Source organism: Streptomyces sp. NPDC050485, from assembly GCF_044458185.1.
Lineage (GTDB): Bacteria > Actinomycetota > Actinomycetes > Streptomycetales > Streptomycetaceae > Streptomyces.
On sequence record NZ_JBITHR010000009.1, the window covers coordinates 1 to 12,784 of the forward strand.

Here is a 12,784-nt window from a genome sequence, read left to right on the forward strand (position 1 = left end):
GACGCTTCCTTCGTACTCACCCTCTCGGGCTTTCCTCCGGGCGCTTCCCTTCGGTATTTCGTGTTCCCGACTCTATCAGACTCTTTCGTGTCCGATTCCCCGTCGGAAGGGGGTTTGTCTTCCCGGCCGTTGAGCCGTTCCGACGTCCCAAACTCTAGCGGATTTTCCCGGCCGATTCATAATCGAGTCTTCCGGTCCGACCGGAAAAGGAATTCGGCATGCCAAATTCGTCCCCGGGCGGGAGATCGTGCTGAGTTGGGTGCCGCAGAACCTGCGGCGGGCGGCTGTCGCAGAACCGTTCCGGCTCCGTGACAGCTCGAAGGACCTTACGGGCCCGCTCATCTCACGTCAACTTGGGCGTCAACTCCCTGCCGTGCGGGGCTGTAGCGTTCCCCCGTGACCTTGATCCTCGAACCCGACACCGCAGTTGCGCACGCCTGGTGGTGGCGTACTGGAGACGGCCCGATAGATCCGGCCGACCTGGCCCTGCTCAGCAAGGAGGAGCGCGACCGGACCGAAAGGTTCGTGCATATGGGGGCGGCGGTCGGTTACGTCGCCGGACGTGCCGCGAGCCGGCGGATCCTCTCGGAGCTCCTCGATGTGCCGCCTGCGGAGATAGGCCTCGGGCGCAGGCCCTGCCCGGGGTGCGGTGATCCGCTGCACGGGCCGCCCGCCGTGCTGCACCCCGACTCTCCCCTCTACATCAGCATTTCGCACACCGACGGCTGCGGCATGCTCGCGGTGGCCCGCGTTCCGGTGGGGGTGGACGTCGAGGTCGTACGGGAGTTCCCCATTGACGAGCTCGCGCCGACCGCCCTGACCGAATCAGAGCGCCGGGTCGTGCTCGGCACGGCCGAGGGAGATCCCCGCACCCGGGCGTTTCTTCGCTGCTGGACGCGTAAGGAAGCCGTGCTGAAGGCGGTCGGCGTCGGCATCACCACCGACCTCTCCGCTGTCGAGACCCGGCCAGAGCTTTCCGGCCCGGCCGTCGTGGCCGCCGGGGTGCCCGGCACGCCCGCGTCCTGGACCGTGACGGACCTCGCCGTGCCCGGCACCTGGGCCGCCGCCATCTCCGTACCCGCCGACACCGACGGCAGCCGGCCCGAGGTCCGCCTCCACGAGTACGTATAAGAAGCCGTGGCAGGCGGCCCTCCGTCCGCCCTTCGTGCTGGTGAGCTCCTGGCGTCAGCAGGTGTTACGCGCCCGGATCGCCTGCCCGCTGTCCTCTTCACGTTCCGCTAGAGCCCGCACCCGGCAGTCGCACCATGTAGATGTCGATCGGGTCCTGAGCCTCCACGGTGAACCCGTGGCGCTCGTACAGCCGCCGGGCCGCGCTGCCCTGCAGGGCGATCAGGCGGACGGGCACTCCGTGGGCATCCGTCCGGTCCAGCAGGGTTCGCAGAACAGCCGAACCGAGCCCTCGGCCCTGGTGGCCCGGGGCGAGATAGAAGTGTTCCAGCCACTGCCCGTCCTCGGTCGGACGCAAAGTGACAGAGCCCGCGAAGGCGCCATCGGCCACAATGACCGACGTGTGCCGCGGGGAGAAGACATCCCGCAGCCGCTGCCGGACCCGATGTTCGTCGAACCGGCCCAACCGCTCCAGATCCGGGCGCATCACCACGGCCCGCAGCTCCGCGATCGCCTCGACATCTGCCGACTCCGCGGGGCGCATGCCCCATTCCACGGGCCGGTCCGAAGGATGGCCGGGCACCGCCTGGCCTGCCCGTATCCCGTCCGCCCGTATCTCGTCCGCCTGTGTCCTCGCATCCACGGCTGGAGTATGTCAGCGGGCCCCTGAGGCGACGTGCGCGGCCGCATCGGTCACCGGCCCGGCGGTCCATCGCCGCCGCTGACAGACCAGCCGGCCGGCTCGCGGCTCTGTCCGGAGTCTCGCTGTCGTCGCCCCGGGCTCACTCTCACCGGGCGAAGCGCGGAAGTTGGCGGGCGAGGACGGAGAAGTGACGCTGTCCGCACCATGATTCGTGATTGCCGATCACGATCAGGCGCCGCTTGGCTCGGCTGACGGCGACGTTGAGGAGGTTGGGCTTGGCCGCGGCCCAGCGTCGGGACCCGGCCGCGTCGGGGTGGGTCCCCAGGACGATGATCACCACGTCCGCCTCCTTGCCCTGCGCGGTGTGGACCGTGCCGACCCGGTTGTGCGGTACCAGGTCGCGGAGGCTCTCCGCGGCGCGCGCCGCGACATCTCGGAAGGGGCTGATGACGTACAGCTTTTCCTGCGCCAGCCCCTTGCTGAACAGCCGGTTCACCGCGTCGACGAGCGCCTGCCCTTCGGCCGGTACCCACTTCCCGGTCGCCTCCTGGGACCGCACGTCCCACCAGAAGCTGCTGTCCGGGGGGCCGAAGGGGCCGCGATCCCCCACTCCATGCACCATCAGCCCGTCGTAGGCGATCTCGTTGCTGACGGTGAACATCGGGTCGTCGCAGCGCCGGTGGACGCGCAGCGGCGAACCGACCCACACCTGCGTGGAACCGTCGGGCAGCGCCGCGGGCAGTGTTGTACCCCAGCGGCCCAGCCGGTCCGCCACCTGCTGGGCGGATGTCCATGAGGGCGCCCACTCCTGTGCCACGTGATGGTGTTCGCGCAGCCGCTGCTGGGCCGTCCAGGGCAACACGACCACGGGTTCGAGCTGCAGCGGATCACCGACGAGCAGCGCACGGCGGCTGCGCCACAGTGCCCCCACCGGCATCTGCGGGGCGGCCTGGCCCGCCTCGTCGACGAACAGCCAGCCGAGGTCCTCCCGGCCGAGACCGGCGAACAGCCGGTCGTAGGAAGCGAAGGTGGTGGAGACGACAGGCACGGCGAGGAACAGGTTCTGCCAGGCGGCGCGTACGGCCGCGGGTTCGAGATCCTTCGGTGCGTCGCCGCCGACGACCTCCATGGCCGCGGAGAGGCTCTTGAGCATGGCGTCCCCCGCAGCCCCCAGGAAGGCCCGGTGCAGACGGAGCGCTTCAAGGAACAGCCGGGTCCGGGCGGCCGCGAACTCCTCGTCGGCCCAGGGGGCGGACTGCTCCCGACGCTCGACGGTCTCCCGGTCGGCGTCGGGGGTGAAGTCCGCGGGATCGGGAACATGCGTGCCCCAGCGTTCGCGTGCCTCCCGCACCGCCTGTTCCAGCAGGTCCACCAGGCTCTGCCGAGCCTGCACCGTCTCGATCAGGCGCTGGGCCGCCGCCACCTCTCTGCCCACCGCCTCCATCTGGGCGCGGGCCGCCGCGGCCGCCGCGGCGGCCTGATCGACGAGGACGGTGAGGCGTTCGTACTCGTCCTGCCAGGTGCGATTCGTGCGGCCCCCGGTGAACAGGCTTTGCAACATGCCCGGTTGGGTGGCCTGGTGGTCGTAACGGCGTTCGCGATGCCCACGCTCGGCCTCTTCCAGCCGTCCGAGCTCGCTCATGGCGGTGGCGGCTCGCTGCCGCAGGGCGGGCAGCGTGTCTGCGACCGACGCTGCACGCCGGACAGCTTCGGCCAGGTCCCGTTGCGCCCCGCCGAGGTCGTTGAGTGCCTGCGCCGCCTGCTGGCGTTCGTCCCGCATGCGCTCCACCAGTTGCCGCGCGGCCTTGAACCGACGCACGGCAGCCGCCCAGTCGACCGGCTCGGCGGGTGGCTCACTCCTGCCGCTGAGAACATGCCACAGGCCCTGGTCCGTGCGGGTGCGCCGGGTTCCCCCTCGTGCTGTCTTCTCCCGCAGGTTGCCCCACCAGAAGCTCTCGGTGAACTCTCCCCGGTTCTTGCGGTTGCCGAGCCGGGCCGCGACAGCGCCCCACGCCTCCGCTCCGTTCAGCATCAGGCTCGCCTGCTCGGGCAGGTACGCGGCCTCGTCCCGCCATTGCTCCGCGATGGCGCCGAGCGAGGGGATCTCGTCGGTGATGTTCTGGACCGCTCCGTTGTTGGCCGAGGCCACCACCATTTCGTAGCCCGCCAGTTGCGGCTTGAGTTCCCGTACGGTCCGGGAGTACTGCTCACTGCGCCAGCTGTGGCTCTTGCCGAACGCCTGCTGGGGACTGCTCAGTTCGGCGAGGGCGCAGGCGCGCTGGGTGACCAGTGCGGCGATCACGTCGCGCAGCATGGTCGTCTTGCCGGTGCCCGGCGGCCCGTTCACGGAGAAGACGCCCTGGCCGCCGCCGAGGTCGGCGAGCAGATTGTTCACCGCGAACTGCTGGCTGAGCACCAGCGACCGATCGGTGGCCGACGGCCATCTGCCGAGCGGGGTGCGCTGCGGGGCGACGGCCTCCAGTACCTTCCCGGGCTGCTCGCGTACGTCCTGACGACGTCCGGTGTCGATGCGGGCCGTATCGGTCAGATACGTCTCCAGGGCGCTCCCGGCCCGGCCCTCCGTCAGCTCGTCCGCGACCCGTTCGAGGTCGTCCGCGATGAAGCTGTTGAGGAAGTCCTGGCCCGTGGCCTCGTCATCCCGGTCCTCACGCACCTGAACGCTCTTCACTCGGGCGGCATCGGGTATCAGGTCCGCGGTCACCCCGAACCGCTCGGCGAGCCACGCCGTGAAGGCGGCGACGCCCTCGAAGGTCACGGGCTGGGTGCCGATGTTGTCCGGCAGACGCCCCTCGGGCTCCGCCGCACCGTCGGCACCCGTGCCGTCGAGTCCACTGCGGGCGGCGTCGATCGCGCCCTGCGTCAGAGCCTCCGTGGCCTTGCCGGCCGCCGTCTGCGCAGCCTTGCCGACGACGCCGTGAACGGCCTCGCCCACCACGCCGCGCACGAGCTCACCGAGGCCGGAGACCATCCCACCGGTCGCCGCGTCGACGACCAGACTCCCCGCCACCGCGAGCAGCCCGCCGGGACCCGAGCGGCCACCCTGCACACTGAGCTTTCCGTCGGCCAAGTCGAGCATCAGCTGCTCGCACGCCTCGGCCTCTTCGGCGAATCCGTTCAGCCAGTGCGCGTCGGACGGTCCCGGGGACCGGGTTCGCCCGACCGCCCACGCACAGGCCGAGAAGAAGACCGAATCCTTCAGGAGGAGACCGTCCTGGTTGACGGTGAAGGACATGAGGGCGCTGTCGCCGCCGATCCGCCCGTCGCGGTCCTCGTCCGCCGAGTCGGGAAAGACCTCGGCGAGCACGTCCCGTACGCGCTCGATCGCGAACACCCCGCAGTAGACCGTGTGCTGCCAGGTGTGCTTGGGCCGAAGCTGCGGCAGCCGCGTCCCGTCCTCCCACGGCAGCGGTCTGCCGGATGCCACGGCGAACACCTGCTCAGCCGGTCTCACCGCAGGTACCTTCTGCGGGCTGAACAGCTCCACCGCTCGCCAGAACCGCACCACGTCGGCCCTGCGCCGCCGATCACCGGACTTCGCCGCCACCAGGATCATCCCCCGTCCGCCGCCACCACCCCGAAGTGATCAGCGTAGCCACGGTCGGGCGGCGCCCACCGCCAGAACAACCAGTTCCGGCATCGGGAGGCGGAACGGCTCAGCCCTCGTCCGGCACCAGCCGCAGCGAGATCGAGTTGATGCAGTACCGCTGATCCGTCGGCGTCGGATATCCCTCGCCCGCGAAGACGTGGCCGAGGTGCGAACCGCAGCGGGCGCAGCGCACCTCGGTGCGGAGCATGCCGTGCGAGCGGTCCTCGATGAGTTCGACCGCGTCGCTGTCCTTCGGGTCGAAGAAGCTCGGCCAGCCGCAGTGTGACGCGAACTTCTCGGTGGAGGTGAAGAGTTCGGCTCCGCAGGCGCGGCAGGAGTACACGCCTTCCGTCTTGGTGTCGGTGTACTCACCGACGAAGGCGGGCTCGGTGCCGGCCTGGCGGAGCACCGCGTACTCGGCGGGCGTCAGTTCGGCGCGCCACTGCTCGTCGGGCTTTTCGACGTCGTACGACATGGGGTGCTCCTCGCTGCGGGACCGGTTTAGTTCGACAGGCGGGCCAGGATGGCTGGGCCGAGGTCCGTCACGTCGCCCGCGCCCATGGTGAGAACGAGATCGCCGGGGGCTGCCATTCCCGCGATGACGTCCGGGACGGAATCCTTGTCGTGCACCGCCGTCACGGTGGCGCCCGCCGCCTTCGCCGCGTCGATGATCAGCGCGCTGGTGACACCGGGCAACGGGTCCTCGCGGGCCGGGTAGATGTCCAGGACGACGGAGGAGTCGGCCAGTGCCAGGGCCTCGCCCATCTCCTTGCCCAGTTCCTGGGTGCGGGAGAAGAGGTGGGGCTGGAAGACCACGAGGAGGCGGGCGTCGCTGGCGGCGCCCCGCATCGCTTCGAGGTCCGCGGTCATCTCGGTGGGGTGGTGCGCGTAGGAGTCGATGACCTGGACGCCCTTCGCCTCGCCCTTGAGCTGGAGGCGGCGCTTGACGCCGGTGTACTTGCCGAGCGCTGAAGCCAGGTTGTGCGCCGGGATGCCGAGCGCGACACCGGCCGCGAGGGCGGCGACGGCGTTGTGGGCGTAGTGGCGGCCGGGGACCGAGACCGTGAAGGTCAGGAACTTGCCGTTGAGGAGGACTGTCACCTCGGAGGTGAGACCGCGCGGGGTCACCTTGTGGACGCGTACGTCCGCCGTCTCGGACTCCCCGTACGTCACGACCTTCAGCGACGACAGGTCGCGGACCCGCTTGGTCAGTTCGACCGCGCCGGGCTGGTCGGCGGCGATCACCAGGGTGCCGCCCGGGACGACCTTGCCGACGAAGGTCTCGAAGGAGTCGTAGATCTCGTCCATCGAGGCGTAGTTGGCGTGGTGGTCGAGCTCGACGTTGAGGACGATGGCGACCTCGGGGTCGTACTTCTGGAAGCTGCGGTCGCTCTCGTCGGCCTCGGCCACGAAGATGTCGCCCTCGCCGTGCCGGGCGTTGGTGCCAGGGCCTTCGAGGTCGCCGCCGATCGCGTACGAGGGGTCCAGGCCCAGCTCGGTCAGGGCGACGGCCAGCATCGAGGTGGTGGTCGTCTTGCCGTGGGTGCCCGCCACCGCGATCGCGCGCAGGCCGCCCATGAGCGAGGCGAGTGCGTCGGAGCGGTGCACGACGGGCACGGACAGCTCGGCGGCGCGGGCCAGTTCGGGGTTGTCGGCGCGGATCGCGCTGGAGACGACCACGCAGCTGGCGTCGTCGGCGAGGTGGCCGGCGGCGTGGCCGATGTGCACGGTGGCGCCGAGCGCCCGCAGCGACTCGACGGTGGCGGACTCCTTCGCGTCGCTGCCCGCGACCTTCGCCCCGCGCTGGGCCAGGATCTTCGCGATGCCCGACATGCCGGCACCGCCGATGCCGATGAAGTGCGGCCGTTCCATGGCGGTGGGAATGGCGGATGCCATGCGGTTCTCTCCCGGGGTGCGACGTACAGAAGGAGCCCCCAGCCTAAGCGCTCCGCGGTAAGTGGCGTTCCGTTCGTCGGCTCCGGGCCGATGGGGGTCCCCGCGCCCTTTCAGGGCGCGGTACCGCACCGGACTTCCACAAGACCGCTTGGTTCCTGCGGGGGCTCCGACCGTTACCCGGCTCCCGGCGGAGCCTGCTGCGGCTACTCGCTGTGCGCGAACAGCTTCAGGACGGGTACGCCGACCTTGTGGCGGGCCCGCGAGGCCCAGTCGCGGTGGAAGAACTCCTCCACGTAGTGCGGGGCGGTCAGGACGATCACCTCGTCGGCGTTCACCTCGTCCACCACGCTCTTCAGATGGTCCAGGGGGTGGTCGTCGACGATCTGGCCCACGGCGGCGCTGCCCGCGTCCCGCAGCGAGCGGAGCGAGTGCTCAAGGGCAAGCTCGGCGGGGCCCTGCGCGGCCGAGCCCTCCGGCTCCTCGCGCTCGTGGACGGCTTCTTCCAGTTCACCCAGTGCCACGTCGTCGATCGCACGGAGCAGCCGGTCCTGGTCGCCTCTGGGCTGCATGAGCACGAGGAAGGAGACCGGCTCTTCCCCGTGCAGGGTGGTGACGAATTCCACGTCGACGGAGGTCAGGGGCTTCTCGATCATCAATACGCTCGTGAACACGACAGGCGCCCTTCTCTTCTCTCCATGGCCGCCGCCACCGCGAGGTGACGGATTGTGGCCCCTGCGGAAACCATCCTTCCCCGTGCCCGCACGGGGTCTGCGTGAGTTAAGTGTGCCCAGCGGGAAGTAACCGGAACGGCAAATTCCGCCGATTGTCAGATCCGACGGTAACGCGTGTAGAGGAACCCGGCTTCTTCGAGCAGCGCCGTCAGCGCGAACCGCTGGGGCACCTGCACCGAGGGCCCCCCGGCGATCCGCTGCGCATCGCCCGCCGTCAGCGTCGGGGAGACCGTCAGGCAGAGCTCGTCCAGGACCCCGGCGGCCACGAACTGGCCGAGCAGCCGCGGCCCGCCCTCCGTAAGGAGGCGCCGCAGACCGCGGTCGGCCAGCGCCCGCACCGCCCGCTCGGGCTCGACGCCGGGGCCGTCGCCCGCGACCACCACCTCGGCGCCCGCCCGCTCGGCCGCTCGGATCCGGTCCGGGTCCGCGGCGGCGCCGGTCAGGATCAGGGTGGGAACGAGCGGCGAGGTGAACAGGGGCAGCGAGAAGTCGAGGTCCAGACTGGCCGAGACGACGGCGATCGCGGCGGCGGGGCCCTGCCCGGCCGCCGCCCGGCGCGCCGCGAACTCGGCCCGCGCCCTGGCTGGCCGGTAGCCCTCCAGGCGTACCGTTTCCGCGCCCACCACGACCACATCGGCGAGCGCCCGCAGGGTGCCGAAGACCCGCATGTCCGTCGGCGAGGACAGCGGCTGCGAGCGGCCTTCGTGCTGGCCGGCCCCGTCGAGCGAGGACACCATGTTGGCCCGCAGCCAGCTGCCGTCCGTCCGGGGATAGGCGTAGGCGTCGGCCAGCTCGTCGAGCGACCACTCCGTGTCCTTCGCGGCCTCGGCGTCCGGTGTCTGGTCGGTCACAGGGAACAGTTGTCGCATGCCGTGCAGTCTGGCACGCCCCTTACAGTGGAGAACTGTGTCGACCAGCCCCATAACCGAAGCGGCCCCCGTGTCGCTCTGCGCCCGCGCGCCGCATGTCCCCGCCGACCGTCTGGTCGCCGAGATGGTGCCGCCGCCGCGGTTCGACTCGGTCCGCTTCGAGACGTACGTACCGGATCCGAACCAGCCGAGCCAGACCGAGGCGGTCACCGTCCTCTCCTCGTTCGCGGCGGGGCTCGGCGGGGCGCACGCCGTCGGCGGGAAGCGCCGGTGGTTCGCGAAGAAGCCGGCCGCGGTCAGCGGGCCGCGCGGGGTGTACCTCGACGGCGGTTACGGCGTCGGCAAGACCCATCTGCTCGCCTCGCTGTGGCACGCCACCCCGGCCGAGCCCGCGCTGAAGGCCTTCGGCACGTTCGTGGAGCTGACGAACCTGGTCGGCGCGCTCGGCTTCCAGCAGACCGTGCAGACCCTGAGCGGCCACCGGCTGCTCTGCATCGACGAGTTCGAGCTGGACGACCCGGGCGACACCGTGCTCGTGTCCTCGCTGCTCGCCCGGCTGGTCGAGCAGGGCGTGGCGCTCGCCGCGACCTCCAACACGCTGCCCGGCAAGCTCGGCGAGGGCCGGTTCGCGGCCGTCGACTTCCTGCGCGAGATCCAGGGCCTGTCGGCACACTTCCGCCCGCTCAGGATCGACGGCGAGGACTACCGCCACCGGGGTCTGCCCGAGGCCCCGGCCCCGTACTCCGACGAGCAGGTCACCAAGGCGGCGTACGCCACCGAGGGCGCGGCCCTGGACGACTTCCCGCAGCTGCTCGACCACCTCTCGCGCGTCCACCCCAGCCGGTACGGGGCACTGACGGACGGGCTCCGCGCGGTCTGCCTGACCGATGTGCGTCCGGTGCCGGACCAGTCCACGGCGCTGCGCCTGGTGGTGCTCGCCGACCGGCTGTACGACCGCGAGGTGCCGGTGCTCGCCTCGGGCGTGCCCTTCGACCGGCTGTTCAGTGACGAGATGCTGAACGGCGGATACCGCAAGAAGTACTTCCGGGCGATCTCCCGGCTGACCGCGCTGGCCCGGGACGCGAAGGGGCTTGTGGCGCAGTAGGTTTGGGGCCCGAGGGGGCTGTAGCCGTACCCGTACCCCCTCTGCCTCCAGAAGGGAAACATCATGGCCACCACGCGCACGGCGCACACGGTCTGGGAAGGCGAGCTCCTCAAGGGCTCCGGCACCGTCACGTTCGACTCCTCGGGCATCGCGTCCCAGGCGGTCTCCTGGCCGTCCCGCGCCGAGCAGGCCAACGGCAAGACCAGCCCGGAGGAGCTCATCGCGGGCGCCCACTCCAGCTGCTTCTCGATGGCCCTCTCGCACGGTCTGACGGGCGCGGGCACCCCGCCCACCCGCCTGGAGACCAAGGCCGACGTCACCTTCCAGCCCGGCGAGGGCATCACCGGCATCCACCTCACCGTGCGCGGCGAGGTCCCCGGCCTCGACGCGGACGGCTTCCAGGCGGCCGCCGAGGACGCCAAGAAGAACTGCCCGGTGAGCCAGGCCCTTTCGGGGACCACGATCACGCTCACCGCCGAGCTCGCCTGACCCTGGTGCCGGAGTCGTTCCTTCGCCCGATCGAGGGAACGTATCCGTAGGCCGCCGGCGCCATCCCCGCCTCCCTGGCACGGACGCCCCTGAACGAGGCCTGACCGTATGCAGGTTCAGGCGGGGCGGCTGACCAAGCCCGAGATGTCCACCGACTGGTCGGCGGCGGGGGTGGCGGTGGGCACCGGCTGGTCGAAGCCGTCGAAGCGCACGGTCGCGTCGGGGGCCGCGCCGCCCGTGGCGGCCGTGATCCGTACCGGGTAGGGCTTGCCGGTCGCCGCGACGTCGAGCGTGAGGGTGCGGCCCTGCTGGGTGGCGGTGACCGGGATGACGGCGGTTCCGTCGACCGTGGCCGGCTTGCCCTTGGTGAGCCCGGTGGAGGGCAGCTTGGCCGCGCTGTCGAAGTACTTCTGGAGGCTGTCGAGGTCGCACACCCCGGCCGTGCCGCGCAGCACCGGGTCGTTGGTGGTGCCCTTCAGATACCGGTTGCCGACGAGCGAGGCCAGCCCGCTGCCGCCGCCCGGCACCTGGTTCTTCCAGAACGCCGCGTCCGGTTTCATCCAGACGTCGGCACCCCGCTTCACGATTTCGACGGACCCCTGCGGCCCGAGGCTCACCGAACCCCGGCAGTTCCCGGACCGGTCGAGCGTCAGGTCGAAGGAGGTCGGGGCGCCGGGCGCGGCCAGATCGCCCTTGGCGGTCACATGCAGGGAGCTCGCGCCGTGCAGGGCGTCGTGCGAGCGCTGGGCGATCTGCTCGGCGGTGAGCGAGCCGGTGTCGTCCGCGTGAGCGGTGGCCGCACCCGCGAGGGCGAGTACGGCGGCTGCCGAGCAGACCGCGGAGACCGCCGAACACACAGCCGTACGGGATCCGGACACATCGCCTCCCTGGGGCCTTGAACCCCGCCCGGCCCGCGAAGGGGCTGGTGCGGGCGGGTGCTCCCCATGCAACGAGCCTAGACCGCGAGGGCCGATCGGGCGCGTTGCGGCCCGGACGCCCAGGCGGCGCGGGGGTCCGGGCGGCGCGGGCGTCCAAGTGACGCGCACGTACGAGACCCGGGCTGTCGAGACCCGGGCTGTGCGGCATTGGCCGGAATCTCCCGAGGCCCGGGAGTGCCGCAAACAGCTGTCCGCAGATGATCGGATACGTTCCGTTCGTGACCACTTCTGCACGAAAACTGCTCGCAGTTGCCGTACTCGGGGTCCTCGGGGTGACCCTCGCGGGCTGCGGCTCCGACCCCGCCCCGGCCCCGCCCAAGTCGGCGGACAAGCCCGCTCCGTCCGCGTCGGCGCCCCCGTCGGGTGCGGCCGCCCCGTCGCCGGCGGACTCGGCCAAGAACGCCCCGACGATGCCGCCAGGTCCCGGCGGAATCACCCCGGTCTTCGAGCGTGCCCCCAAGAACCCCAAGGGCGAGAAGGTCGTCGCGCTCACCTTCGACGCCGACATGACGGCCGACCAGGGGCCGCGCGCGGCGGGCGGCGAGCACTTCGACAACCCCGCGCTCATCGCCGATCTGCGGCGGCTGAAGGTGCCGGCCACGGTCTTCATGACCGGGCGCTGGGCCGAGGAGTACCCGGCCGAGGCCCGCTCCATCGGGACCGACCCCAACTTCGAGATCGGCAACCACTCCTACAGCCACTACGCGTTCAAGTCCCCCTGCTACGGGCTGCCCGTGGTCGACAAGGACGAGATGCGGGCCGACGTGGAGAAGGCGACGGCCATGTTCACCAAGGCCGGGGTGCGCAACGCCGTACCGTACTTCCGCTTCCCCGGCGGCTGCTACAACAATGAGGTGCTGCGCGCGCTGGCCCCGTTGAAGATGACCGCCGTGCAGTGGGACGTGGTGAGCGGGGACGCCTTCGCCAAGGACGCGAACGCGGTCGCCGAACAGGTCCTGACGGGGGTGCGGCCGGGTTCGCTGGTGGTCATGCACTGCACGCGCAGCGCTGCGCCGGTCACCGACACCGTGATCCAGCGCATCGTGCCCGAGCTGCGCAAGCGCGGCTACCGCTTCGTGAAGGTCTCCGACCTGATCCGCAGCGCGCAGCACTGAGCGGCGACGGCCCTTTGGTCAGCCGGAGCAGGCCGTGCGCTGGGCCTCCTGCCACTCGCAGACCGGGCAGAGCGTGCTGCCCTTGGTCGACTCGGGGTACTCGGTGGGCTTGCGGCACAGCACGCACTCGGCGAAGGGGCCGTCCGCCGGGGCCGGCGCGGCGGCCGGAGCGGCGGGCGCGCTCGCGCAGTACGCCGTGTCTTCGACAGCCGTGTCCTGGCCCGCCGGGTCGTCGCGTGTCTCGTCGCAGTGCGACGCGTGCC

Annotated in this window: 11 protein-coding genes and 1 pseudogene; 4 read left to right on the forward strand and 8 right to left on the reverse strand. The window is 71.0% G+C overall.

The window, feature by feature from the left end; all coding sequences use genetic code 11:
* Nucleotides 1–396: 396 nt before the first annotated feature.
* On the forward strand, nucleotides 397–1,131 hold the full coding sequence (locus ACIBK6_RS19520) for a 4'-phosphopantetheinyl transferase family protein (protein WP_399052517.1): 735 nt from the start codon (nucleotides 397–399) through the stop codon (nucleotides 1,129–1,131).
* A 97-nt stretch (nucleotides 1,132–1,228) separates the two neighbouring features.
* On the opposite strand, the gene ACIBK6_RS19525 is transcribed toward ACIBK6_RS19520, so the two are convergent.
* From ACIBK6_RS19525 to ACIBK6_RS19550, 6 genes are all read right to left on the reverse strand, one after another.
* Entirely contained in the window at nucleotides 1,229–1,672 is a 444-nt protein-coding gene (locus ACIBK6_RS19525; RefSeq protein ID WP_399052767.1) for a GNAT family N-acetyltransferase, read from the reverse strand.
* A gap of 244 nt (nucleotides 1,673–1,916) precedes the next feature.
* Nucleotides 1,917–5,243 (reverse strand): DEAD/DEAH box helicase, encoded by a 3,327-nt coding sequence (locus ACIBK6_RS19530; RefSeq protein WP_399052518.1) that lies wholly within the window; start codon nucleotides 5,241–5,243, stop codon nucleotides 1,917–1,919.
* 202 nt (nucleotides 5,244–5,445) lie between these two features.
* The gene (msrB, locus tag ACIBK6_RS19535; RefSeq protein ID WP_399052519.1) at nucleotides 5,446–5,853 is read right to left on the reverse strand and encodes a peptide-methionine (R)-S-oxide reductase MsrB; all 408 of its coding nucleotides are present in this window, start codon (nucleotides 5,851–5,853) and stop codon (nucleotides 5,446–5,448) included.
* Between the two features lie 26 nt (nucleotides 5,854–5,879).
* The gene (gene murC / locus ACIBK6_RS19540) at nucleotides 5,880–7,274 is read right to left on the reverse strand and encodes a UDP-N-acetylmuramate--L-alanine ligase (protein ID WP_399052520.1); all 1,395 of its coding nucleotides are present in this window, start codon (nucleotides 7,272–7,274) and stop codon (nucleotides 5,880–5,882) included.
* A 203-nt stretch (nucleotides 7,275–7,477) separates the two neighbouring features.
* Nucleotides 7,478–7,945, reverse strand: a complete 468-nt coding sequence (locus ACIBK6_RS19545) for an indole-3-glycerol phosphate synthase (RefSeq protein ID WP_399052521.1) — start codon at nucleotides 7,943–7,945, stop codon at nucleotides 7,478–7,480.
* Between the two features lie 155 nt (nucleotides 7,946–8,100).
* On the reverse strand, nucleotides 8,101–8,874 hold the full coding sequence (locus tag ACIBK6_RS19550) for a pyrimidine reductase family protein (RefSeq protein WP_399052522.1): 774 nt from the start codon (nucleotides 8,872–8,874) through the stop codon (nucleotides 8,101–8,103).
* Between ACIBK6_RS19550 and zapE the strand changes: the two genes are divergently transcribed.
* Together zapE and ACIBK6_RS19560 are read left to right on the forward strand one after the other, a co-directional pair.
* Entirely contained in the window at nucleotides 8,873–9,979 is a 1,107-nt protein-coding gene (gene zapE, locus ACIBK6_RS19555) for a cell division protein ZapE (RefSeq protein WP_399052523.1), read from the forward strand. The genes ACIBK6_RS19550 and zapE overlap by 2 nt on opposite strands.
* 63 nt (nucleotides 9,980–10,042) lie before the next feature.
* A complete protein-coding gene (locus ACIBK6_RS19560) occupies nucleotides 10,043–10,468 on the forward strand; it encodes an OsmC family protein (RefSeq protein WP_399052524.1) in 426 nt (141 codons plus the stop codon).
* A gap of 116 nt (nucleotides 10,469–10,584) precedes the next feature.
* On the opposite strand, the gene ACIBK6_RS19565 is transcribed toward ACIBK6_RS19560, so the two are convergent.
* Entirely contained in the window at nucleotides 10,585–11,346 is a 762-nt protein-coding gene (locus tag ACIBK6_RS19565; protein WP_399052525.1) for a hypothetical protein, read from the reverse strand.
* A 257-nt stretch (nucleotides 11,347–11,603) separates the two neighbouring features.
* Here ACIBK6_RS19565 and ACIBK6_RS19570 point away from each other — a divergent pair, with 257 nt between their 5' ends.
* Nucleotides 11,604–12,521, forward strand: coding sequence for a polysaccharide deacetylase family protein (locus tag ACIBK6_RS19570; RefSeq protein ID WP_399052526.1), 918 nt, complete (start codon nucleotides 11,604–11,606; stop codon nucleotides 12,519–12,521).
* A gap of 18 nt (nucleotides 12,522–12,539) precedes the next feature.
* Here the strand turns inward: ACIBK6_RS19570 and ACIBK6_RS19575 are convergent.
* Nucleotides 12,540–12,722: pseudogene (locus ACIBK6_RS19575) on the reverse strand (hypothetical protein); the annotation flags it as partial.
* Nucleotides 12,723–12,784 lie beyond the last annotated feature (62 nt).

What these genes read in the sequence shown, in the direction of transcription:
- ACIBK6_RS19525 (WP_399052767.1), bottom strand. Translation starts at nt 1,672, where the DNA reads ATGCGCCCCGCGGAGTCGGCAGATGTCGAGGCGATCGCGGAGCTGCGG.
- ACIBK6_RS19550 (WP_399052522.1), bottom strand. Translation starts at nt 8,874, where the DNA reads ATGCGACAACTGTTCCCTGTGACCGACCAGACACCGGACGCCGAGGCC.
- zapE (WP_399052523.1), top strand. Translation starts at nt 8,873, where the DNA reads ATGCCGTGCAGTCTGGCACGCCCCTTACAGTGGAGAACTGTGTCGACC.
- ACIBK6_RS19570 (WP_399052526.1), top strand. Translation starts at nt 11,604, where the DNA reads ATGATCGGATACGTTCCGTTCGTGACCACTTCTGCACGAAAACTGCTC.
- msrB (WP_399052519.1), bottom strand. Translation starts at nt 5,853, where the DNA reads ATGTCGTACGACGTCGAAAAGCCCGACGAGCAGTGGCGCGCCGAACTG.
- murC (WP_399052520.1), bottom strand. Translation starts at nt 7,274, where the DNA reads ATGGCATCCGCCATTCCCACCGCCATGGAACGGCCGCACTTCATCGGC.
- ACIBK6_RS19560 (WP_399052524.1), top strand. Translation starts at nt 10,043, where the DNA reads ATGGCCACCACGCGCACGGCGCACACGGTCTGGGAAGGCGAGCTCCTC.